Source organism: Streptomyces sp. NPDC055254 (assembly GCF_053606025.1).
In genome coordinates this window covers 66,995-89,995 of record NZ_JBSGQV010000011.1, presented here as the reverse complement: position 1 = coordinate 89,995, position 23,001 = coordinate 66,995, and the positions used below count along the sequence as shown (strand labels likewise).

The window sequence follows — 23,001 nt, the reverse complement described above, 5'->3', positions numbered from 1 at the left end:
GCGGAGCGCGGAAACTAGCCGCTTCCCACTCCTATCGCGAGAGCGTCGATCACTGCTACAAGTGTGACGCTTCAGCAACTCCCGATCCCCACAACACACCGAGGAGTTGCTTGTCATGCACACGCCCAGCGCGAGACAGGTTTTACCCACCCTGCTGACGCTGGTGGCCGCGACCCTGGGGCTGACCCAGCAGGCCTCCGCCGCCACGACAGCAGGGGAGCGCTTCGTCGCTCTCGGCGACTCCTACTCCTCGGGAGTGGGCGCCGGCAGCTACCTGCCCGACAGCGGCAGCTGCCAGCGCAGCAGCAAGGCCTACCCGTCCCTGTGGGCGGCGGCCAACGCCCCGGTCTCGTTCTCCTTCACCGCCTGTTCGGGAGCGACGACCAGTACGGTCAAGAACAGCCAGCTGACTCCGCTCAACAGCTCCACCACGCTCGTCAGCGTCACCGCCGGCGGAAACGACGTCGGGTTCGCGAACGTCATGCAGACCTGCGTCCTGCAGAGCGAGGCGACCTGCGTGAGCGCGGTGAACAACGCCGTCGCCCAGGTCAACAACGTTCTGCCGGGGAGCCTTTCGTCGCTCTACGGCGCCATCCGCAGCAAGGCGCCGCAGGCTCATGTCGTCGTCCTCGGCTACCCCCGCTTCTACAAGCTGAGCGGCGGTTGCATCGCCGGCCTGAGCGAAACCGAGCGCGCTGCGATCAACCGGGGCAGCGACGCCCTCAACGGCATGCTCGCGAAGCAGGCCGCCAACGCGGGATTCTCCTACTCCAGCGTCGTGGACGAGTTCACCGGCCACGAGATCTGCTCGGGCGACGCGTGGCTGCACAGCGTTTCGGTGCCCGTCTCCAACAGCTACCACCCCACGGCCACGGGCCACTCCGGCGGATACCTGCCGGCCTTCCGCTCCGCCGCCTGACCTCTCCCCCCCTCACCCGCTCCCGCTCCCCCTCCCCCTCTCCCGGACGGCATCCCCGGGGCCTTCCGCGCCAACGAGTCGACGCGGGTAGACCCCTCGGTCAGCCGCCCCGCACCGCCGCACGCATCAGCACAGCACCCATCCACCGAAATCCCGCACCCGGAGAAGAAACCGTATGAAAACTCCGCAGGCCCCCCTCGCTCCCCAGGCCGGTGTCACGGCCTCAAGCCGCCCCCGGGGAAACCCCCTTCGCGCGGTCCTCACCGTCCTCGCGCTCGTGCTCGGTGTCTTCTTCGCCCCCGGAATGGGCGTCCTCGGCGGTGCGACCGACGCACACGCCGCCACCAAGATCAGCCACGCCACGGCCACCTCGATGTTCCGCAACTCCGGAATCACATGGTCCTCGTCCGGCGGCTGCTCCAACCGGAACAACGCCACCTGCACCTCCTTCGACCAGCTCAACCTCGCCACCGCCCAAGGCGCCCAGACCCTCAGGAGCGCCAGCGGCTGCGCCCTGAACATCACCGGCGGCACCGAGACCGGCCACGCCGGTGGCACGTACTCGCACTGGAACGGCTACAAGCTCGACTTCAGCAAGTACACCTGCCTCGGGAACTACGTGAGGAACACGTTCACCTACATCGGTGTACGCGGTGACGGCGCCCCGCAGTGGAAGTCCGGAGCCGGCAACATCTACGCCGACGAGGGCAACCACTGGGACGTGACGTTCTACAACTGCGGTGGCTGCTGAGCCGGAGCCCGCTCCGCAACGGGGGGCACCCCGCTCGGGCCACGGCCCGGGCAGGGTGCCCCTCGTGCCGACCTGCAACGCGGCTCCGGAGACGACGGGTTGAGGGCCGGCGTGCCCGTCATCGCGGGCGCTACGGGCGCTCTTGACAGTGGGGACCCCCGCACGCCACTCTTTCACTACTTCCTTAGTGAAAGGAGGATGAACCGGCGTGATCGAGTACCGCATCGACCGGCGCAGTGGTGTGGCCACCTATCTCCAGATCGTGCAGCAGACCAAACAGGCTCTTCGCTTGGGCCTGCTGGAGCCCGGAGACCAACTGCCCACTGCCCGCGAGGTGGTCGAGGCCCTGGCCATCAACCCCAACACCGTGCTCAAGGCGTACCGGGAACTCGAACGTGAGGGCCTGGTGGAGGGCCGCCGAGGGCTCGGCACCTTCGTCCGCCGCACGCTGGGCGAGGGCAGGGCGGCGGACGGGGCGCTGCGCACCGAGCTCGCTCAGTGGCTGGCACGGGCCCGGCGGGCGGGCCTGGAGCAGGACGACATCACCGCACTGTTCACCTCCGTACTGAGCGGATCCGGCAGTGCACCGAACCAGGGGGACGAAGAATGACGGCAGCGATCGAAGCGAAAGGCCTCGGACGGAAGTTCCGCCGCGGCAATAGGGCTCTGAAGGACTGCTCCTTCCGTCTCCCCGCCGGCCGCGTGTGCGCCCTGATCGGCCCCAACGGTGCCGGCAAGTCCACTCTGCTGGCCTTGGCCGCGGGAGTACTGAGGCCCACCGAGGGCACCCTGACGACGCCGCCCCGCGAGGCCATTGCCTATGTCGCGCAGGACAAGCCGCTCTATCCGCAACTGACGGTCGCCGAGACCCTGCGCATGGGCGCCGACCTGAATGCCGGCCGCTGGGACCCGGCCGTCGCCGGCAAGGTGGTGGAGGCCGGCGGCCTCGATCCCGCCCGACGCGTGCGCGCCCTGTCCGGGGGCCAGCGTTCCCGGCTGGCCCTCGCCCTGGCGCTCGGCAAGCGGCCCACCCTGCTGCTCTTGGACGAAGCGCTGTCCGATGTGGATCCGCTCGGCCGACGCGAACTGATGGGGATCCTGCTGGCGGCGGCCGCTGAAGACGGCGCCACCGTCCTGATGTCCTCGCACATCCTCTCCGAGCTGGAGGACGCCTGCGACCACCTGCTCCTGCTCGACGGTGGACGCGTCCGGCTCGGCGGCTCGGTCGAGGATCTCCTGCGCGCCCACGCCCTGGTGTCCGGCCCGATCCGCGACCTGGCCCCGCACACCGTGGTCACCTCGCGCTCCACCGGGCGCCAACTCACCGCCCTGATCCGACCGGAAGGGTCCGTGTACTCCGGCAGCGACGGCTGGCAGGCCATCGAACCGACCCTGGAAGAACTGGTCCTCGCCCACCTCGGCGCCCCGGACGTCCCGGCCCTGCTCATCCCGCCCGTGGAGGTAGCGGCATGACCTTCCCCGACCTGCGCGGACCCCTTCGAGTCACCGTCGGTCTGCACCGCCACGCCGTGTGGGCCGCGATCGCCGTGGCGCTGCTCGCCGCCATCGCCCTGCCCACCGGCCGCTGGTACGTCCAGTCGCTGGCGGAGGACCTCGCCGCGACCGGCTGCGAGGTGGAGCACACCGTGCCCGGATGCGGCATCCGGGTTCGCGGCTTCCTCTCCCGCAGCTTGTATGTCGACAAGGTGTTCTTCTTCGTCGCGCTGGCCGTGAGTGCGCTGCCCCTTCTCCTCGGTGCGTTCGTCGCGGGCCCGCTGATCGGGCGCGAGTTCGAAGCCGGCACCTACCGACTCCAGTGGACCCAGTCGGTCAGTCCGGCCCGCTGGCTGGCCGCCAGACTGGCGGTGCCGGTCGCCGCCGTACTGCTCGTCCTGCCCGCGTTCGTGCTGCTGGTGGCCTGGACCCGGCGGGAAACACTGGACACCTGGTACCCGATCCCGTGGTACGGAATTCCCGTCTACGGGGCGATCGGGCCGGTGGCGGTGGGCTACGCCCTCCTGGGCATCGCCGTCGGCGCCCTGGCCGGCCTGCTGATCGGACGCACGGTGCCCGCCATGGCCGCGGCCGTGACCGCGGTCGGGATCGTGGGGACGGTCGTCGTGCAGCTCCGCCCCCGGCTCTGGCCCGCCCTCGACGGTCCGGCGCACGGCGGGGACCACTGGGACTTCTCCGGTCCGGCCGACAGCATCGGGAGCCGCTACCATCCCGAGTCCCACTTCTGGCCGCTGCAACTGGTGGAAAGCGCACTGCTGCTGACCCTCGCCGCCGTCGCGGCCGTCGCGGCCTTCGCGCTCCTGCGCCGCCGGCACCGCTGACCGATCCCCACCGGCAGCACTCCCGCGACCTGCGGAGCCACCGCCGTCCGCGCGCCCCGTGTCCGGGAGCGACTCATCGCGCCCCCGGACACGTTCGCGCGCCCCTGCCCCTGGCGCGCGACTTCCCTACCCGCCCAGCGGTCGGGTTTCCGTGATGCTCGCCCAGTCGTTCTCGGGGTTGGCCCAGAAGGAGATCTTCAGGTACCGCGCGTCCCTGGACCCTTGGCCGAAGAACACGGTTTCGGGCGACAGGGTCGTCCCTGAACTGCGGCCTTCCCAGACTTTGCTGTAGGAGATTCCGTCCGGTGAGGCGTGGATCGTGTAGTCGTTCCACCTGAGGTTTCCGCGGTGCCAGGCGGTAGAGGCGCCGCACAGTTGACGGACGGCGCCGGTGTCGATGATCAGGGCTGCCCCGAAGCCCTGGCCGGACCAGCGTGTCACCAGGTCGCCGTCGACCGCGCCGGCCGGAGGGTTGGCCGGCTCGTACGTGGTCGCCGACGCGGCCGTCACGGCAACCGGCCGCGTACAGGACCGCTGCGGGGAGACGTCCTGGTAGGCGGCACGTTCATCGCCCAGACGCAGGGCGTCGTAGTACATGACGCGCGCCGTAGTGCTGGAGGGAGCGCCGGTGTTCCAGTCCCACTTGTAGATCCCGAACTTGAAGTAGGGCGAGTACGGGCCCCCTCCGTGCGTCGCGCCCGTGCGATGCACGACGCGCTCGCCGTTCCTCCACACCTGGAGCAGGCCGGAGCTGTCCGTCCGCCAGGTCACGTGGAAGACCCAGTCGGCCCAAACTCCCGTCGTGTAGGGGCCCAGATCGATGATCTCGCCTCGGAAGTCGACCTTCCACCGGCCTTCGTCGGTGAGCAGCGCCAGGGGTGGGGAGCCGCCGGGGCAGCCGGAGTCGCACTGGTGCCACTGGCTGACGATCTCAGCGGAGCTGTCGGCCGCCCAGGTCGAGGGGAGCTGGATGCTGAAGCCGTACCAGCGTTCGGCGCCGGCGGGTTGCTCGTCACGCTGGGATATTTCCGCGCGCTTGCTGCTGGAGACGACCGGGTCGGTCTTGCGGAGTTCGAAGCGGGCGGCGTGGGAGCCGTCCCGCACGGGAGCCGTGACGTTGGTGGCGCCGTACGCCGTCCCCCACTGCTTGTTGAGTCCCGTGGGCGCCGAGGTGGGGAGGGTACGGTCCGCGGACTGCTCCCAGTCGAGGGTGCGAAGTACCCCGGCGGGGTCGGCTCGGGCCGTCTGTGCGGGTGCCAGGGTTACTCCTACCGCGGCTACGGCCGTTACCAGGGCGAGAAACCAGGCTCTGGCAAGCGATCGGTTCATCGTGCTCCTCCGGGACGCAGGGATCGTGCCGACGCTCTGCTGTGCTGGGCACGGACTCTGCTCCGCGGGATGATGCCGGGCAAGAGTCGCCGCCCCGGCGCGCGGGGGCATTCACCATCGCTGAACGCGCCACCGGAGGAGCACCGGCTCCTCTTCTGCGAGGCCGGCCGCCCACGCGGCCAGGGGCGCCAGTCGGGCTCCGGTCCGCCTACTGGCCCCTGGCCGTGGTGCGGCGTCCTCCACCGACCAGCGCCATCGCGACATGTGGCAACCGACCGCGGTCCAGATCGGCAGCGGCTACGAACAGCAGCTCCACATCTGCCCGGCGGCGCCGGAGCATCCCCACATCGAGCTGATGCGGTAGGCGGCCGGACCGCAGCCGCCCCGGCGCGGGGGACCGACCGTTTCCGCTGCGATGCTTCTCGCCCTCTGCCCGCCGACGGCGGGGCAGCTCATCGCTCGGCAGGGGTCGTTGCCGTGAGGACGCCGATCTTGTCGAGGCGGTGTTCGGGGTTGTTCTGGGCGTCACGCCAGAAGTTGCCCGCCGCGTCGTCCTCGGGTGTCAGGCAGGTGCTCACGGTGATCATCGCCCGCGTGGGGGCGGTGCCCGGAGAGCCGGGGACCGCGGCGCGTTGCGCGTCCATGGAGGCAGGCGACCGGAAGGACGTCGTCCGCGTCGCGGTGATGACGTACTCGTACCGCACGCCGTCCGCGGTCACGAACACGGACGCGCCCGTCTTCAGCGCCGGCAGCGACCACAGCGGTCCGCCGGCCGAGACGCGGTGGGCGGTCACGATGTAGTTGCCCACGTCTCCGGGGCCGACGCCGCCGCGGGGTCCGTACGGGCTGGCCGCGGCGCCGCGGTCCTGGATACGGGTGCCCGGCGCGTCGTCGGGACTGCCCCGGTACGGGATCACGGCCAGGTCGGACACCCCGATGGCGGGTATCGACAGTGCGGCCTGCTGGATACGGGCGACGGCCTGCGCAGGTACCGGATCCCGGTCGACCACCGGAGCGGCCACCGCCGGTGCGGCGAGCAGGAGGGCGAGTGCGGCGCCCGCGAGCGCCTTCGGCACGGTGCGGGAGGCGGGGGTCGGGTGCTGGGTCATGGCGGAGTCCATGGGTTCGACCGGGCCGCGCGGGGTGGGCGGCCCCGACTTCCACCCTCCCACGGGACAGCGGGACGGGCCAAAAGGCGGGAAGGCCCGAGGGTGGGGCGGACGGGCCACACGTCGGGGAGCAGGGCCGGACGGGCTTCGGGTGGCGGGGTGCGGCCGTGTCGTCGGCGGCGGGGGTGCGGGTCCTGCCATGGTGGGCCCCCGCGCTCCGTCTTCCCGGGAGGTACCTCCGTGTTCCCACGCCCTTACGGCCAGGCCCGCCGCCCGCGTCCGTCACTGCGCCTGGCTGCCGCCACCGCCGTGTGCGGCGCCCTGCTCGGCGCGACCGTGCAGCCCGCGCAGGCCGGATCGGACCGCAACCCCCCGCCCGGGGGCTCCCTCCACCAGGAGCTGCGGGAACTGGTGGAGAGGCCCGACGGACCTCCCGGCGCCATCGCCGTCCTGCGCGACGGGGACCGTACCGAGGTCTACCGTGCCGGCGTCGCAGACCTGGAGAGCGGGCGTCCGCCGCGGGCGACCGACCACATGCGGATCGCCAGCGTCGCCAAGGCGTTCAGCGGAGCGGTGGCCCTGGGGCTCGTCGACCGCGGTCGGCTGCACCTGGACGACACGATCGGCGAGGTACTGCCCGGCCAACCGGCCGCGTGGCACGAGGTGACCTTGCGTCAACTGCTGAACCACACCAGTGGCTTGCCCGATTACTCGGCGTCCCCGGAGTTCATCGACATCGTCTCCGAGGACCCCCGCCACCGCTTCGACTCCCGGCGGCTGCTGGAGTTCGTCGCCGACGAGGACCTCGAATTCCGGCCGGGCAGCCACTACCAGTACTCCAACTCCGACAACATCGCCGTCGCCCTGATGGCCGAGGCCGCCACCGGACGCCGCTACGAGGCGCTGCTGCGCGAGCTGGTCTACGAGCCGCTCGGCCTGGACGCCACGAGCCTGCCGCAGGGGTACCGACTGCCTGCCCCCTTCCTCCACGGCTACCAGATCGACCCGCAGGACGGGCCCGTCGATGTCAGTGAGGCCATCAGCGCCTCCGGGGCCTGGGCGGCGGGGGGCATCGTCTCGACGCCGAAGGACCTGACCGCGTTCATCCGGGGTTACGCGGGTGGCGCGCTGATCTCGGAGGGGACCCGCCGGCAGCAGTTCCGGTTCATCCCCGGCGCACTGTCCCAGCCGCCCGGGCCCGGCCGGACGGAGGCGGGACTGGCCATCTACCGCTACAGCACGCGCTGCGGAGCGGTGTACGGCCACACCGGTAACACGCCCGGCTACACGCAGCTGGCGGCGGCCACGGCGGACGGCCGGCGCTCGCTGACCTTCACGATCACCACGCAGACCTCCCTCACCAGCAACCCCGACCTGCTGGCCCAGGTCCGCGACGTCCAGGAGGACTTCGTCTGCGCGCTGCTGCGCAGGTGACGGCGCCGCTCGCGAAGCTTCCGCAGGGGCGGATCAGCACGTTCCGTACGTACTGCGTCCGATCCTGTCACCAGGGCGTCTTTGCCCATGTCACTGCGGCCCAGTCGGCGTAATCTGGTCGAACCGCCACAGAAGGCTCACGAGCAGCACGGTGCGCGCCGTGCACCCCGCCCGCGAACGACCGAGGGAGGCGGCGCGTGACCGATCCGTTCGGCTTCCTCAGGATTCCCCGCGAGGCCGTGCCGGCCCGCCCCGTCGAGGAGAGGCTCGGCGACTGGCGCGAGGTCCACGCGGGTCAGGCGCTGCTGCCGCTCGTCTCCCGGCAGGCCGACCGCTGCATGGACTGCGGCATTCCGTTCTGCCACACCGGCTGTCCTCTCGGGAACCTCATACCCGAGTGGAACGCCTTCGCGGCGCGCGGCGACTGGGAGGCCGCCTACGAGCGGCTGCACGCGACCAACAACTTCCCGGAGGTCACGGGCCGGCTGTGTCCGGCCCCCTGCGAGGATGCCTGTGTCCTGACGATCAACGCGGATCCGGTGACCATCAAGAACGTCGAGCAGACGATCGTGGACGAGGGCCGGCGGCGCGGGTACATGGCGCCGAGGCCGCCCGAGCGGCGCAGCGGCAAGACCGTGGCCGTCATCGGCTCCGGACCGGCGGGCCTGGCCGCGGCGCAGCAGCTGACCCGGGCCGGGCACGCGGTGACGGTGCACGAGCGGGCCGACCGGGTCGGCGGGCTGCTGCGCTACGGCATCCCCGAGTTCAAGATGGAGAAGGCGCAGCTGGACCGCCGGATCGAGCAGATGCGGGACGAGGGCACCCTCTTCGTCACGGGTACGGATGTCGGCGGCGCGGACGGAGGCCGGGAAGGGGACCGGGGCGAGGGTCGGCCCGGGGACATCGGCCCTACGGGCGCCGGCACGGGCAGCGGCACCGGCGCCGGCAGGCGCGACACAGCGGGCGTCGGCGGCGCGGCCCGGACCAGCGCGGCCGCGTTGCGGAGCCGGTGCGACGCCGTCGTCGTCGCGATCGGCGCCGGCGAACGCCGGGAACTGCCGGTCCCCGGCCGCGCCCTGCTCGGCATCCACCAGGCCATGGACTACCTGACCTGCGCCAACCGGGTCCGCGAGGGCGACTATGCGCTGTCACCCGTCACCGCCGAGGGCCGGCACGTCGTGATCGTGGGGGGCGGTGACACCGGCTCCGACTGCCTGGGGACGGCTCTGCGCCAGGGTGCGATCTCGGTGGTCCAGCTCGACATCAACCCCGAGCCCGGTCCGGGCCGGACCGAGGGCGAGCCCTGGCCGGTGTACCCGAGGACGTACCGGATCTCCCACGCCCACCAGGAGGCCCGCGGGCGCGCCGGCCGCGACCCCCGGCTGTTCTCCAGCGCCACCCTGCGCTTCGAGGGGGATGCGTCGGGGAGGGTACGGGCCCTGCACCTGACCGCGGTCGAGCCGGTGGCCCGGGGCCCCCTGGCCGGCACTGAGCGCGTGATACCGACCGGCTTGGTCCTGCTGGCCCTCGGCTTCTCGGGCCCGGAGCGGGCGGGCGGCCTGCGCGAGGAGTTGGGGCTGGAGCTCGACGAGCGCGGAAACTTCGCGCGGGACGCCGGTTTCGCGGCGGGCGGAGGGCACGCGCCCGGAGTGTTCGTCGCGGGCGACGCGGGCCGGGGGCAGTCACTGGTGGTGTGGGCCATCGCCGAGGGCCGGTCCGCGGCAGCCGCCGTGGACCGCTACCTGACCGGCTCCACGTGCCTCCCGAATCCCGTCGCCGCCCACGACCGGCCGATGACGGCCCTGGGGCGCATGCGCTACGGGGACCTTTAGAGCCCCGGCGTACCCGAGTCGGGTACCGGGGAAACCGGATCGGGCGGTCACGTCCCTGCATCCCGTGGCGTGACGCCTGCCGGGGGTGCCGCCAGGGACGAGCCGCCCCGGAGCGACCGGCCCCCGCGCTCCGGCCGGCCCCGTGAGGCCGGCCCGGGGCCCGCGGCGCCAACCGGGGCCCGCGGCGCCAACCGGGGCCGCGGCGCCAACCGGAGCCGCGGCGTCCGGGTCAGCGGGTGGCGAGGAGCGTGAGCGTGTCGATCACGCGGTTCGAGAAGCCCCACTCGTTGTCGTACCAGGCGACCACCTTGACCTGGCGGCCGTCGACGCGGGTCAGGGCCGAGTCGAAGATCGACGAGGCGGGGTTGCCGGTGATGTCGGAGGACACGAGCGGGTCGTCCGAGTACTCCAGCACGCCGGCCAGCGGTCCCCGCGCCGCCGCACGGTAGGCCTCCAGGACCTCCTCGCGCGAGACCTCGCGGGCGACGGTCGTATTGAGTTCGACGATCGAACCCACCGGGACCGGCACGCGGATCGAGTCGCCCGACAGCTTGCCGTCGAGGTTCGGCAGCACGAGGCCGATCGCCTTGGCGGCGCCCGTCGTCGTCGGCACGATGTTGACGGCGGCGGCGCGGGCGCGGCGGGGGTCGCGGTGCGGCCCGTCCTGCAGGTTCTGCTCCTGCGTGTAGGCGTGCACCGTCGTCATGAAGCCGTGCTCGATGCCGGCGAGGTCGTCGAGTACGGCGGCCAACGGCGCGAGCGCGTTGGTCGTGCACGAGGCGTTCGAGACGATGGTGTGCAGGGCCGGGTCGTAGGCGTCGGAGTTGACGCCGAACGCGAGGGTGACGTCGGCGCCGTCGGACGGGGCGCTGACCAGTACCTTCCGCGCGCCCGCCTTGATGTGCCCGCGGGCGGCCTCGGCCGAGGTGAACCGGCCGGTGGCCTCCAGCACGAGGTCGACGCCGAGCTCGGCCCACGGCAGCTGCTCGGGCTCCCGCTCGGCGAGCACCGTGATGCGGCGGCCGTCGACGAGGAGGTCGTTCCCCTCGACGGTCACCGGGCGGCCGAGCCGGCCGGAGGTGGTGTCGTAGGCGAGCAGGCGGGCGAGGGTGGCGGGCTCCGTGAGGTCGTTGACGGCGACGACCTGGAGGTCGCTGTCGCGTTCGAGGAGCGCGCGGAGCACGTTGCGGCCGATGCGGCCGAATCCGTTGATGGCGATGCGAGTCATGAGCGATGTCCCTTTCGTTCGCCATCAGGTTCGCGCCCGGCGCGCGCCGGCGACAGCGGCGTGATCGCCACGGTTCAAAAGGATCTCGCCAGGCGGTGGCGCGGCGGACGGTGACCTACTCGCCCTGGGTGAAGGTGCGCCGGTACTCGCTGGGGGTGGTGTCGAGGATGCGCTGGAAGTGTGTCCGCAGGTTCGCGCCGGTGCCGAGACCGACATCGGCGGCGATCTGCTCCACGCCGCGCTGCGAGCGTTCGAGCAGCTCGCGGGCCACGTCGATCCGGGCGCGCATGACCCACTGCATCGGCGTGTATCCGGTGTCCTCGGCGAAGCGTCGCGAGAACGTGCGGGGTGAGACTCCTGCGTGCCGGGCGAGTACGTCGAGGGTGAGGGGCTCGCCGAGCCGGTGGAGCGCCCACTCGCGTGTGGCGGCGAACCGCTCGCCGAGCGGCTCGGGCACGCTGCGCGGCACGTACTGCGCCTGGCCGCCGCTGCGGTAGGGGGCCGCGACCAGTCGGCGGGCCGCGTGGTTGGACGCGGACACGCCGACGTCGCCGCGCAGGATGTGCAGGCACAGGTCGATGCCGGAGGCGGCGCCGGCCGAGGTGAGGAGGCTGCCCGCGTCGACGAACAGGACGTTCTCGTCGACCCGGACGAGGGGATGCCGGGCCGCGAGGGCCCGGGTGTAGTGCCAGTGGGTCGTGGCGCGCCGGCCGTCGAGCAATCCCGTGGCGGCGAGCGCGAAGGCGCCCGTCGAGATGGCGGCGAGCCGGGCACCCCGGTCGTGGGCGGCGATCAGGGCTTCGATGACGGCCGGCGGCGGGTCGTCGCGGTCCGGGAAGCGGTAGCCCGGGACGAAGACGATGTCGGCCCACGCGAGGGCGTCGAGCCCGTGCGTCACGTGGTACGAGAGGCCGTCGCCGCCGGTCACGAGACCCGGCGCGGCGCCGCACACGCGCACCTCGTACGGCATGCTCGCGCGGGTCGTGAAGACCTGCGCGGGGATACCGACGTCGAGCGGCTTCGCCCCTTCGAGTACGAGGACGGCGACGCGGTGGAGACGTGAGGCGGGCACGGGACGAGCGTACGCGGACCCGTGGTCGGTGGCGTCAGGCCGGGGGCGGGGTCCGGGTGAGGGCGCGGGCCGCGGCGAATTCCTCGCGGGAGGCCTGTTCGGCCAGGTCCAGGTATCCGTAGGCGTCGTCGCCGACCGGGATCCGCAGGGGCGTGGGGGTCTCGGCGGCGACGATCGCGAGGACGCGTGCCGCGAAGTCCTCGGGGCGGCCGGTCTCGGGGTGGTCGGCGAGGCCGCGGGCGCCTTCGAGCATGTCGCGGTTGGTTCCGTCGTAGGCCGGGATCCGGTCGTGCGCCTGGGTCATGGAGGTGCCGTAGCGCGTGGCGAACATGCCCGGTTCGAGCACGGTGACGCGGATGCGGTGGGGGGCGGCTTCGGCGGCCAGGGCCTGGCTCATGCCTTCCAGGGCGTGCTTGCCGGCGACGTAGGCGCCCAGGCCCGGGAAGGCCATCCGGCCGGCCACGGAGGAGACGTTGAGGATGTGACCGTGTCCTTGGGCCCGCATCAGTGGCAGGACGAGCCGGGTGAGCCGCCAGGGGCCCACCACGAGGGTCTCCAGCTGGTCGCGCAGCTCGGCGTCCGAGACCTCCTCGACCGCGCCGAACAGTCCGATGCCGGCGTTGTTGACGAGGACGTCGATGCCGCCGAGGCGGTCGGCGGCGGTGCGGACGGCCTCTTCGCAGGAGGCGGCGTCGCGCAGTTCGAGCGGGATCGGGATGATGCGGCCGGGCCAGGCGGCGGCCAGGTCCTCCAGGTCGGCGGTCTTGCGAGCGGTGACCGCCAGTTCGTCACCGGCGCGGGCCGCGGCGGTGGCCAGGGCGTGCCCGAGGCCGGAGGAGCATCCCGTGACCAGCCAGCGTCGTCCCATCGTTCCCCCTGTGATGACCGAGTTGCTTCGAAAGGTCGTGGCACGCCGGTCCTGCCCCGCGGTGGCGGTCGCTCGGCCGTCGGCGGCAGTTCATGGTCAGGGGGGTGGCGTCCGTCGGTCATCCCTCCTGCGGGGGCGCGCGGAGGCGCGCAGGCGCGTGTCCGGGCGCGCACGCGCCGCTCATCGGCTCCCCCGTTCGGGAGGCGAGCGTGCGGCCTCTCCTGCCGCTGTCGACGCCCCGGCGCCGCGGCGTCGCCGTTCCCCACGGCACCGGGGGTTCGGTTCGCGCCCGATCGCGGAGTGGTCGTCGTACCCGGACAGCGTCCGCGCGAAGACCTCGATCAGACCACCGAGACCGCGATGACGCCGACCATCCGGCGCAGCCGGGCCTGGACCCGTTCCTCCTCGGCCGCCGGCACCACGACCTCGACGGTGGCCAGGCCGGGTTCGGCCGATTCGTAAGTGAACGTCTCGACGCGGTGGTTGTTCAGGACACAGGCCACCCGGGCGAGCGCCCCGTGGCCGTGCCGGAGCCGTACGAGGAGGCGGCGGGGACCGGTCGCGAGCTGGTGCGGCGGGAGTTCGAGGACGCTGGTGTCGGACATCGGGCTTGGCTCCTGTCGTGGGCGGAAAACAAAAAGACCCCTCGCGGAGTGCGAGAGGTCTGGCGTGCGGACGGTGGGCTGCCGGGCGGGTCGGCCCGGTCAACTCGGTGTCGGCACGCCGTCGTCGATAATCATCGGCTGACGCTGCATGGACACCGAAGGTGGCAGATGGGCCCGGCGCGCGTCCATCGGGTCTCACGATGCGGACGCGCGCCCGGAGCGTCAGTCGACGTCGAGGTGGTACGCACCTGCCTCGGCGTCGGCGAAGAGGGTGAACCGCACCTGCGGCCCGGTCTCGCCCGGGGTGTCGGAGTCGGTCTCCATCTCGACGGGTTCCGCATCGACGAGGACGAACTCGCCGTACCCCTCGAAGTCGCCCGGTCCGTCCGCGACTCCGATGTGGATCGGTGTGTCGTCGGGTACGTCCGCCAGCGCCGCGCGCAGCCGGGCCGCGGTCCACACCTGGGGAATGTGATCGAACATCTCAGCCATGCGCAGAGGTTAGAACCACCCGCCCCGGGATCCCGGCACGCCGCGCCGGGCGCAAGCGGAGCGCGCCGGGCGGGCGGACGCGTGACCGCGGGCGCGGCGGATCGTTTCTTTTGTTGTCGTGCGGGGTGCGGCCCGAGTGGAAGCGGATCTTGCGGGGAAGGACCTACGGCAACCTCGTGGTGAGTAGCATCCGGCAACACCACAACAGGTACGAGGAGAGCGAGCAGATATGGCCGACGAGCCGGACACCATGCCCATCCAGAGCCTGTACGCGCAGCGGTTCGCCAGCGACCTGGAGACCAACCGGAAGGAACAGGAGGACGTTTCCGCCCGGATCGCCGAGCTGGAGGTACGCCTGGAGCAGTTGAAGGCGGACGAGAACTGGCTGAGCGGTCTGCAGGGGGCGCTGCCGGGGACCACCGCCGGTGGGGCGGCGGCGGAGAGCACCGACTCCGTGGAGGCCGGACCCGCGCGGTCGGCGCTGCCGGGGTCCGTACCGCGGCCTCGGCGCGGGAAGAGGACCGGCGGTGGTACGACGAGCGGCAGGAAGGCGGCGCGGCCCGCGGCGCAGTCCTCCGCCGACACGCCCGCCGAGGTACCCGGGACCGGGACCGCCGAGGTCCCCGTACCCGCGGCCGCACCTGCCGCGAGGGTGGGCGGTAGGGGTGCGCGGAGCGGCACGCCGGTGGCGCGCCGGCCCGCGAAGGCGGCGGCGCGCAAGACCGCGCCGCACACGGCGGTGCGGAAGACGGCGGCCGGGCACGCCGCCGCACAGGAACCCGCGGTGCGGGAAGCCGCAGTTCAGGACACGGCGGCGCGGGACACCGGGGTGCACGAGGCCGGGGCACACGAGGCCGGGGCACAGAAGACCGCAGCGCAGGACACCGCGGTGCACGTGACCGCGGCGCCGGAAGCCCCGGCACGGGAGGCCGGTGCGCGGGACACCGCCGTGCGCGACACCGCGGCGCCGAAGTCAGCGGCGTCGAAGTCAGCGGAGCCGAAGGCCTCGGGGCGCAAGAGGCCCCCGGCGAAGAGCACGGCGGAGAAGCCCGCCGCGGAGAAGCCCGCCGGAACCGCATCCGGCCGGACCGGGGAGCCGCCGCTGCGCGAGCTCGTGCTCGCCCTCCTGGTCGGCGCCGCCGAGCCCCGCATGGTCAGCGAGGTCGCCGCCGAACTGACGGCCGCCCACGCCGATCGCGCGACGTCCACTCCGGTGGTGCGCAACACCCTGGAGGGCCTCGCCAAGAAGGGCGTCATCGAGAAGGAGCATCGGCAGGGGTCGGTGATGTACACCGCCCCGCAACCCTCGGTGAAGGAGGCGGCCGCGACGCCCGTGCCCGATGCCGCGGGTACGAAGACTCCGGTGCGGGCCTGATCCGTCGCCGCGCCCGCTCAGCGGGTACGCCGGGGACCGCCGCGGTGGGGACGGCGGCGGGCCACGGCCTCCGGTGCGGCCTCGGGTGACGAGAAACCGCCGGGTACGGCCACCCGGGCGGCCGCGGCCGGCCCGGCGGAGACCGCCGGAGTCGGGGCGCCGGCCGCGCCGGCCGCAGCAGCGGTCGCCGGACGCTGGGCGCGGCCGAGCACGGTGATGTGCGGGATCAGCCGCGCGCACTCCTGGCAGACCTCGGCGAGCGTCCACACCTGGCCGATGGCCGGGTTGTGGACGAGGACGAGCATCGGCGTACCCGAACAACCGGACCGAGTGCTGTCGTGGAAGGCGCATTCGGCGGCGCGGCAGGCGCACGCGGCGTGCGGGCGGACGGTGGCGAGCCGGGCGTGCGCGCGGGCGTGCTCGGCGGCGAAGCGCCGCATGCCCGCGGTGTCCTTGGACCGCGGCGGCATACGGCACGCCTCGACGCTGCAGGTGACGGAGACGGTGTGGTCGCCGTGCCCGGTGAGGCGGACCGTCCAGGTCCGTCCGGCTGCACGGGATCCGGGAATCAGAGTCAAGGGAGAGCCGTCCGTTCACGTATGCGGTGGTGTGCCGACTGTTCGACAGTTTCGCGTGCGGGGACAGGAGGTTTCGCACGGCCCCCGGTCGGCACCCGCTCCACCGCCGTGGCCGGCCGGGTCGCGAGGTGAACGTCGCGTCGAGGAGAGGGGACACATGGCCGAACGCGGCCTACTTGTCTTTTTCGCACGTGAGCGGGCGGCTGTCAACGACTCCTCGCCCCTCGTCGCGGCCGGGTGGACGGCCCGGTCGGCCGGGAAGCGTCCGGTGGTCGGTTTCAGGAGGTCGGCGTGCCCGATCGGGACGGCTCCGGTAGCCCGCAACCGGGCGACCCGGGGCGCGTCGGCGCGCGCCACCAGCGCGCGGAAGCACTTCACGCCGAAGGTGGTCGCCGCCCCCTCGCACGAAGCCCGCACCCTCCTCGCCCCGGCGGGCGGCCACCGCTCACGTCCTGATCGGCCACCTCACTCCGCGGGAGGCACAGGACGTCCCGCACCGGCACCTGGCCGGCCTCCGGTCGCGCGACGCGCGCGGGCTTTCTTAGCGGGACGTTAGATCTGCGCGGCGGACCTTGTCCGGGCACGACGGCGGGCCCCATGCTCTGGGTTCTTCCCCACCGCCGGGGCGCGCTGGGGCACCCTCCCGTCCCTCATCGGGGACTTCCGTCTGGAGCCGCCATGTCCTCGTCCGCCGTCATGCCCGCCTCGCCACCCGAGGACGAGCGCAAGAAGCGCCGTCTCGCCCTGATCGGGGGGTCGCTCGGCAATCTCGTCGAATGGTACGACTGGTTCGTCTACGCAAGCTTCGCGATCTACTTCGCCGACTCCTTCTTCCCCGGTGACAACCCGACCACGCAGCTGATGAACACGGCGGGCATCTTCGCGGTCGGCTTCCTGATGCGCCCCGTCGGCGGCTGGGTCCTGGGCCGCGCCGCCGACCGCCACGGCCGCAAGAGCGCGCTCACGCTCACCGTCACCATGATGTCGGTGGCCGCCCTGCTGATCGCCGTCGCCCCGACGTACGACCAGGCCGGCTACTTCGGCGCGCTGGTGCTGCTCCTCGCCCGGCTGCTCCAGGGGATGAGCATCGGCGGCGAGTACGCGGCCAGCGCCACCTACCTCACCGAGGCCTCGGCCCGGAACCGGCGCGGCCTGGGCTCGTCGTTCCAGTACGTGTCGATGACCTGCGGCCAGCTTCTCGGTCTGGGCATCCTCATCACGATGCAGCACACGCTCACCACGGCCCAGTTGGAGAGCTGGGGATGGCGCGTCCCGTTCGCCCTCGGCGCGTTGTTCGCGGTCGTCGTGTTCTGGCTGCGGCGGCGGCTCCAGGAGACGGACGCGTTCAAGGAGGAGTCGGAGGGCGAGGAGGGGCACGACGACAGCGCGCGCGGCACCTTGAAGGTGCTGTGGCAGCACCGGCGGCAGGCGGGCCTGGTCATGGCACTCACCCTGGGCGGCACGGTGGCGTACTACACGTACACCACCTACCTGACCAAGTACCTGGTCGGCAGCGCGGGAATGGCGAAGACGACGGCCACCCTCGTCAGCTTCACCGCGCTGACGCTCTTCGCCGTGCTCCAGCCCTTCGCGGGGATGCTCTCCGACCGGATCGGCCGCCGGCCGCTGCTGATCACCTTCGCCGTGGGCTGCACCGTCGGCACGTACCCGATCATGACCGCCCTGGGGTCGGCGTCCTCGTACTGGTCCGCGCTGGGACTGTCCCTGCTCGCCCTGGTCATCGTCACCGGCTACACCTCGATCAACGCGGCCGTGAAGGCGGAGCTGTTCCCCACCCGGGTGCGGGCCCTGGGCGTGGCCGTGCCGTACGCCATCGCCAACGCGCTCTTCGGCGGCACGGCGGAGTACGTCGCGCTGTGGTTCAAGAGCAGCGGCCACGAGACGATGTTCTTCTGGTACGTCTCGGGGTGCGCGCTGGTCTCCCTCGTGACATACGTTCTGATGCCTGACACACGCAACGTCGCGCTCAGCCGCGCCGAGGCCGAGGCCGACGCCGCGCGGGCCGGGGGCGAGGACGGCGGGAAGCAGCAGGCCGCCGCTTCCGTCGAGTCCGCCCGCTGATCCGCGCCGGTGACCCGGGGCGGCCGCTCCCGTAAGCTGCTGCCCCGGGTCGGCGGACGGCCTACGGGCCCCGGAGCCGAAGGCCACCGAGCGGAAACCCACCGGTCAGCGGTCCCGGGTCAGAGGTCACGGGTCACGGTCAGGGGTCACGGGGAACTGTCGATGCACGCGCTTCTGGTCGAGGACGACGACCGCATGGCCCAGGCCCTCGGCACCGCGCTCGCCCAGCGCGGACACACCGTCCGCCGGGTGGGCCGGGCCCTGGACGCCCTGCGGCACGTCCACGAGGCGGACTTCGTCCTGCTCGACATGGGGCTGCCCGATCTGGACGGCCTCGAACTGCTGCGGCGGCTGCGGACCGTCTGCGACGCCCCGCTCATCGTGGTCACCGCGCGCTGCGAGGAGCGCGACATCGTGCAGGGGCTGCGGGCGGGAGCCGACGACTACGTCGTCAAACCCTTCCGGATGGCCGAGCTGATGGCGCGCATCGACACCGTACGCCGCCGCACCGGAGTCCCCTCCGGCCGCACCGGCGCCGCCGCCGACGCCGGTGGCGGGCCCGTGCGCACAGGTGACGTGGAGGTGGACCTGGCGGGCCGTACGGTCGTCGTGGCGGGCACCGAAGTGCGGCTGACCCGACGTGAGTTCGACGTGCTGGCCTTCCTGGCCGCGCGGCCGGACGAGGTGCACTCCCGCGAGGTGATCCTGGACCGCATCTGGGGCGACGCCTTCCTCGCCGCGTCCAGGTCCCTGGACGTCCACGTGGCGGGCATCCGCTCCAAGACCGGCCGCTCGGGGCTGGTGCGTACCGTACGCGGGTTCGGCTACCAGCTCGGCCCGCCGGCCGCGTGGCCGGAACAGGGCGGCCCGCAGGACACCCGGCGCGGGCTGGGCCCGTGAGGCGCAGGCTCCTCGCCGTCCTGATGGTGCTCATGGGGGTCGCCGCGCTGCTGCTCTGCGTCCCCCTGGCCGATGCCTACGCTCGGGGTCGGACCGAGCACCTGCTCCTGCAACGCCGCTCGGAGGCGGTGCGGTTCGCCGATCTCGCCGACCGGGTGCGCACGGGGCCGGACCGGCAGGAGCTGTCCGCCGAGATCGGCCGGTACGCCGAGCTGTACGGCGCCGGGGTGGTCGTCGTCGACACGGCGGGCGCGACCGTCGCGCGGGCCGGTGCGGGGCCCGCCGCCGATGCGGCCGTCGGCGCGGCGACGGACGCGGCGGCGGCCGGCGCCTCCCCGCACGCGGTCTCCGGGGCGGCGGACGCCCGCCGCCGCGCCCTCACGGGCCGCTCCACCGACCGGCTGCCCACCCTGCGACCCTGGGGCCCCGGGATCGTGCTGCTCGCCGAGCCCGTGGGCCGGGACGAGCGGGTCAGCGGGGCGGTCCTGATGGCCGTGCCGACCGGGGCGGCCCGCCGGGACGTGGCGGTCCGCTGGGCGCTGATCGGCGCGGGCGCGGTGGCCGCCTTCGCTGCGGCGGCGCTGGTCGCGGCGGGGATCACGCGCTGGCTGATGCGTCCCGTCCTCGATCTGGACCGGGCGGTGGAGGGGCTGACGGCGGGCAGTCTCCAAGCCCGCGCCGTGTCGGACACCGGACCGCCGGAACTGCGCCGTCTCAGACGGCACTTCAACACCATGGCGGAGGCGGTGGCCCACTCCATCGGCCGTCAGCGCGACTTCGTCGCCGATGCGTCCCACCAGCTGCGCAATCCGCTGGCGACCCTCGTGCTGCGGCTGGAGAACGTGGAACCGCACCTGGCCCCCGGCCCCGGCCGGGCGGAGCACGCCGGCGCTCTGGACGAGGCGGAACGCCTGGAGGAACTGCTCGACGGGCTGCTGGCGCTGGCCCGGGTGGAGTCCGGGACGGCCGAGTCGCAGGACCAGGACGTGTCGCGGGCGGTACGGGAGCGGGTGGCCGCCTGGAGTCCGGTCTTCGCTCACGCCGGGCTGGAACTGAGCGCCACCGTCCTGCCGGGGGAACTGCGGGTCCGGGCCCTGCCCGACGCGGCGGGCCGGGTCCTGGACGCGCTCCTCGACAACGCCGTGAAGTTCGTACCGGCCGGTGGTCGCGTCGAGGTGTGCGCGACGTACGGCGCGGACGGGAACGCCGTGGTCCGGGTGGCCGACGACGGCCCGGGCGTTCCCGAGGACCAGCGGGAACTGCTGCTGCGGCGCTTCGCGCGCTCCCCCGACCACCAGAACGTGCCGGGCAGCGGCTTGGGGCTGGCCATCGCCGACGAGATCGCCCGCGTCAGCGGCGGCCGGCTCGATGTCGGCGGCAACACGCCGCGCGGTCTGGTCGTCGAACTCCGGCTCCCGGCCGCGCCGTGATCGCCCGGTCGCGGTCGGCGGCGTACGGCTCCAAACGTGGCACCGATCGGCCCTGACTCCGATCCCGGCCCTGGCTCCGGTGCCGACTCCGGCACCGGCTGCGGCTGCGGCTGCGGCTGCGGCTGCGGCTGCGGCTGCGGCTGCGGCTGCGGCTGCGGCTGCGGCTGCGGTCAACCGTAGACGGACCGGTAGTAGGTGACGGCGCCCGCGTGGAGCGGTACGTCTCCGGTCGAGATGGCGAAGCGGGGCTCCAGCCGCGCCCCTGCGGTCACTTCGCGCAGCAGGTCGCGCCACCGGTCGAACACCACCTGGAGCACGTCGCGCACGGCATCGTGCGGTACGTCGGCTCGGGCCAGGAGGTAGTTGCCGACGCCGATGGTCGCGACCGGCTCGGTCAGCCCGTACACCCCTTCGGGAAGCGTGACCGCCGTGTACACGGGTCCGTGGCGCTCCCGCAGCGCGCCCACGTGGCCGTCCAGCGCCAGGAACCGCAGCGGCACCTCGCGTGCCAGGTCCGCCAGCGCCGGCGTGGGCACGCCACCGGACCAGAACAGCGCGTCGACCGCGCCGTCCCGCAGGGCCCGGACGGACGGGGCCAGGCCGAGCTGCCGTTCGCGGGCGGCCGTCGGGCCGTCGCTCAGGCCCGCCGCCCGCAACACCCGGTCGGCCACCACCTGCACCCCCGAGCCCGCGGCGCCCGCGGCCACCGGGCGGCCCTCGAGATCGCGCACGGCCCGTACCGGCCCGTGCGCGGGAACGAGCAGGTGCGTGTAGTTGACGTAGATCCGCGCCAGCGCCGTCACGGCGGCGGGTCGGGCGAACGGATCTCGGCCCCGCGCCGCGTCCGCGGCCACGTCGGCCATGGACAGGGCGAGCTCCACGGAACCGTCGTCGAGCTCGCGGAGGTTGTCCACGCTCGCCGCGGTGCTCACCGGTACGATCTCCAGCCGGCGGCCGCTCATGGCGACGGCCCGGGCCAGGGCCTCACCGAAGGCGTTGTACGGACCGCCCTCCGGCCCCGTAGCGAGCCGCAGCCGCCGCACCGGGCAGGCGCTCCTTGAACATCCGGGCAGCGCCGCGGCGACCGCGGCCGCTCCCGCGCCGATCACCCGCCGCCGGCTCCACCGCGCCCTGTTCACCCCGGCAGCCTAGCCCGGTGCCCGGTTCGCCGGGTCGGTCCCGGACGGCGTCGGTGTCTGACGGCGGCCGAGGACATCGGGGTGCCGATGCGGCTGCGCGAGCGTGACGGTGGCAGGCGCGGGGGTGTGCGCGTGCGCGGGTGTGCGAGGGCGAAAGGGCGTGACGGTGGTGGGCGCCGGTCGTTGAACCGTGTGGTCGAGCGAAGTGGGCCCACCGGCCCCGGGACGTCGTGGTCCCGGGGCCTCGCCGCCGCCCCGACCCTGCGGCCACCCGCCGCTTGCCGGCCCCGCGCGTACGGGGTGCTACTCGGCGGAGAGCCGCCCGCTCATCCATTCCAGCGCCGGCGGTATCTCCCGGTTCCACGTCTTGAAGTTGTGGCCTCCGTGATCCAGCGTGATCGAGGAGACCCGCCCGGGATCCCTCACCTTGCTGATGAACTGCTGGGTCGGTCCGTAGTTCTCCTCGCCCTGCAGCGAGGAGGTCACCAGGTACGAGGCCTTGCCCTGCGGCCGGTTGTCCAGGTGCCACAGCAGGTCGGATCGTTTCTCCTCGTCCTCGTCGCCATGGAAGAGGTCACCGGAGTCCGCGTCGATCTCCGGCTTGTACTCGGCCGACAGGCCCACCCCGGCCGAGTAGGTCTCCGGATGCTGCACCGTCATCTTCAAGGCGCAGTAGCCGCCGGTCGAGTTGCCGATGATCCCCCAGTTGCGCGCCTCGCCGCCGACGCGGTACGAGGCCGAGATCGCCTTGGGCACATCACTACCGAAGAAGGTCTCGCTCCGGGGGCCGCCCCGAGGGACGTCGACGCACTGGGTGTTGTTCGGTGCGACGGTGGGCCGCATCATCACCAGGATCATGGGCTGGGTCTTCTTCTGCTTGACCTGGGTCCAGGCAGTCTTCGGGTACCTCAGTCCGGCGAGCAGGTTCTCCGCAGTGCCGGGGAAGCCGGTCAGGACGACGGAGGCGGGGAACCTCCGGTGTTCGCCGCCCTTCTGGAAGTACTCGGGCGGCAGGTACACATAGGCCTGGGAGGCGATCCCGGAGCGCTCGCCGTGCACCAGCACCTTCTCGATGACCCCGCTCACCTGCGGGTTCCCTCCGCCGGGCACGTTCGGGGCCTGCCGCCCCAGGATCTCCACGGCCGCGCCGCCGGGCGCCGCCGCCTGCTGCTTCTGCCCGGCCAGGTCGGCCCAGGAACCGTAGATCAGGTGACTCCGGTTGGCCGCGAGCGCCACCGAGGCGAACACGAACACCTGCACCGCGACGAGCAGCCCCATCCGTCCCAGCACCCGTCTCCAGCTCCCGCGCGCCAGTCGTGGCCACGACCACACCGTGGCGGCGAACAGGAGCACCGTGCCCAGCACGACGCACATGAGGAGCGTGCTACTCGTCAGACCCATGGATTGGTGAAACCTCTGAGACGTCATCGTCCGGACCCGCCGGCCCGGAGTGCCCCCGACCGGTGCACATGTGGCTAGAGCGGCGCGTGGGGCAATCCGTTCCGTCCGTCCGGGAGTTGGC

General features: G+C 72.9%; 21 protein-coding genes. 11 read left to right on the top strand and 10 right to left on the bottom strand.

The window, feature by feature from the left end; genetic code table 11:
• The first annotated feature begins 115 nt into the window (after positions 1-115).
• The 5 genes from ACWFQ8_RS14170 (at position 116) to ACWFQ8_RS14150 (ending at position 4,006) form a co-directional block, all read left to right on the top strand.
• Entirely contained in the window at positions 116-919 is an 804-nt protein-coding gene (locus tag ACWFQ8_RS14170; RefSeq protein WP_453786486.1) for an SGNH/GDSL hydrolase family protein, read from the top strand.
• Positions 920-1,094: 175 nt separating this feature from the next.
• Positions 1,095-1,670: a hypothetical protein gene (locus ACWFQ8_RS14165; RefSeq protein ID WP_453786485.1), complete on the top strand. Its 576-nt coding sequence runs from the start codon at positions 1,095-1,097 to the stop codon at positions 1,668-1,670.
• Positions 1,671-1,878: 208 nt separating this feature from the next.
• Entirely contained in the window at positions 1,879-2,280 is a 402-nt protein-coding gene (locus ACWFQ8_RS14160; RefSeq protein WP_453786484.1) for a GntR family transcriptional regulator, read from the top strand.
• The gene (locus tag ACWFQ8_RS14155) at positions 2,277-3,143 is read left to right on the top strand and encodes an ABC transporter ATP-binding protein (RefSeq protein ID WP_453786483.1); all 867 of its coding nucleotides are present in this window, start codon (positions 2,277-2,279) and stop codon (positions 3,141-3,143) included. Before ACWFQ8_RS14160 ends, ACWFQ8_RS14155 begins: the two co-directional genes overlap by 4 nt.
• Positions 3,140-4,006: a hypothetical protein gene (locus ACWFQ8_RS14150; RefSeq protein WP_453786482.1), complete on the top strand. Its 867-nt coding sequence runs from the start codon at positions 3,140-3,142 to the stop codon at positions 4,004-4,006. Before ACWFQ8_RS14155 ends, ACWFQ8_RS14150 begins: the two co-directional genes overlap by 4 nt.
• Before the next feature lie 126 nt (positions 4,007-4,132).
• Here ACWFQ8_RS14150 and ACWFQ8_RS14145 read toward each other — a convergent pair whose 3' ends face one another.
• Positions 4,133-5,335 (bottom strand): heparin lyase I family protein, encoded by a 1,203-nt coding sequence (locus tag ACWFQ8_RS14145; RefSeq protein WP_453786481.1) that lies wholly within the window; start codon positions 5,333-5,335, stop codon positions 4,133-4,135.
• A 452-nt stretch (positions 5,336-5,787) separates the two neighbouring features.
• Positions 5,788-6,444 (bottom strand): sortase domain-containing protein, encoded by a 657-nt coding sequence (locus ACWFQ8_RS14140; RefSeq protein WP_453786480.1) that lies wholly within the window; start codon positions 6,442-6,444, stop codon positions 5,788-5,790.
• Between the two features lie 240 nt (positions 6,445-6,684).
• Here ACWFQ8_RS14140 and ACWFQ8_RS14135 point away from each other — a divergent pair, with 240 nt between their 5' ends.
• Together ACWFQ8_RS14135 and ACWFQ8_RS14130 are read left to right on the top strand one after the other, a co-directional pair.
• The gene (locus tag ACWFQ8_RS14135) at positions 6,685-7,878 is read left to right on the top strand and encodes a serine hydrolase domain-containing protein (RefSeq protein WP_453786479.1); all 1,194 of its coding nucleotides are present in this window, start codon (positions 6,685-6,687) and stop codon (positions 7,876-7,878) included.
• A 197-nt stretch (positions 7,879-8,075) separates the two neighbouring features.
• A complete protein-coding gene (locus tag ACWFQ8_RS14130; protein WP_453786478.1) occupies positions 8,076-9,710 on the top strand; it encodes a glutamate synthase subunit beta in 1,635 nt (544 codons plus the stop codon).
• 229 nt (positions 9,711-9,939) lie between these two features.
• Here ACWFQ8_RS14130 and gap read toward each other — a convergent pair whose 3' ends face one another.
• From gap to ACWFQ8_RS14105, 5 genes are all read right to left on the bottom strand, one after another.
• Positions 9,940-10,938, bottom strand: coding sequence for a type I glyceraldehyde-3-phosphate dehydrogenase (gap, locus tag ACWFQ8_RS14125; protein ID WP_453786477.1), 999 nt, complete (start codon positions 10,936-10,938; stop codon positions 9,940-9,942).
• 115 nt (positions 10,939-11,053) lie between these two features.
• Positions 11,054-12,010: a GlxA family transcriptional regulator gene (locus ACWFQ8_RS14120; RefSeq protein WP_453786476.1), complete on the bottom strand. Its 957-nt coding sequence runs from the start codon at positions 12,008-12,010 to the stop codon at positions 11,054-11,056.
• 34 nt (positions 12,011-12,044) lie between these two features.
• Complete coding sequence (locus tag ACWFQ8_RS14115; RefSeq protein ID WP_453786475.1) at positions 12,045-12,878, bottom strand: SDR family oxidoreductase; 834 nt, start codon at positions 12,876-12,878, stop codon at positions 12,045-12,047.
• A gap of 341 nt (positions 12,879-13,219) precedes the next feature.
• Positions 13,220-13,483, bottom strand: a complete 264-nt coding sequence (locus ACWFQ8_RS14110; protein ID WP_453786474.1) for a hypothetical protein — start codon at positions 13,481-13,483, stop codon at positions 13,220-13,222.
• A 222-nt stretch (positions 13,484-13,705) separates the two neighbouring features.
• Positions 13,706-13,975, bottom strand: coding sequence for a DUF6225 family protein (locus ACWFQ8_RS14105; RefSeq protein WP_453786473.1), 270 nt, complete (start codon positions 13,973-13,975; stop codon positions 13,706-13,708).
• 229 nt (positions 13,976-14,204) lie between these two features.
• Between ACWFQ8_RS14105 and ACWFQ8_RS14100 the strand changes: the two genes are divergently transcribed.
• Positions 14,205-15,350, top strand: coding sequence for a hypothetical protein (locus ACWFQ8_RS14100; RefSeq protein ID WP_453786472.1), 1,146 nt, complete (start codon positions 14,205-14,207; stop codon positions 15,348-15,350).
• Between the two features lie 17 nt (positions 15,351-15,367).
• Here ACWFQ8_RS14100 and ACWFQ8_RS14095 read toward each other — a convergent pair whose 3' ends face one another.
• A complete protein-coding gene (locus ACWFQ8_RS14095; RefSeq protein WP_453786471.1) occupies positions 15,368-15,928 on the bottom strand; it encodes a hypothetical protein in 561 nt (186 codons plus the stop codon).
• 696 nt (positions 15,929-16,624) lie between these two features.
• On the opposite strand from ACWFQ8_RS14095, the gene ACWFQ8_RS14090 reads away from it, so the two are divergent.
• The 3 genes from ACWFQ8_RS14090 (at position 16,625) to ACWFQ8_RS14080 (ending at position 20,340) form a co-directional block, all read left to right on the top strand.
• The gene (locus ACWFQ8_RS14090; RefSeq protein WP_453786581.1) at positions 16,625-18,010 is read left to right on the top strand and encodes an MFS transporter; all 1,386 of its coding nucleotides are present in this window, start codon (positions 16,625-16,627) and stop codon (positions 18,008-18,010) included.
• A 162-nt stretch (positions 18,011-18,172) separates the two neighbouring features.
• Entirely contained in the window at positions 18,173-18,910 is a 738-nt protein-coding gene (locus tag ACWFQ8_RS14085) for a response regulator transcription factor (RefSeq protein WP_453786470.1), read from the top strand.
• Positions 18,907-20,340: an ATP-binding protein gene (locus ACWFQ8_RS14080; protein WP_453786469.1), complete on the top strand. Its 1,434-nt coding sequence runs from the start codon at positions 18,907-18,909 to the stop codon at positions 20,338-20,340. The genes ACWFQ8_RS14085 and ACWFQ8_RS14080 overlap by 4 nt, the downstream gene beginning before the upstream one ends.
• 170 nt (positions 20,341-20,510) lie before the next feature.
• On the opposite strand, the gene ACWFQ8_RS14075 is transcribed toward ACWFQ8_RS14080, so the two are convergent.
• Together ACWFQ8_RS14075 and ACWFQ8_RS14070 are read right to left on the bottom strand one after the other, a co-directional pair.
• Positions 20,511-21,479, bottom strand: coding sequence for a TAXI family TRAP transporter solute-binding subunit (locus ACWFQ8_RS14075; RefSeq protein WP_453786468.1), 969 nt, complete (start codon positions 21,477-21,479; stop codon positions 20,511-20,513).
• Between the two features lie 303 nt (positions 21,480-21,782).
• A complete protein-coding gene (locus ACWFQ8_RS14070; protein ID WP_453786467.1) occupies positions 21,783-22,880 on the bottom strand; it encodes an alpha/beta hydrolase in 1,098 nt (365 codons plus the stop codon).
• Positions 22,881-23,001 lie beyond the last annotated feature (121 nt).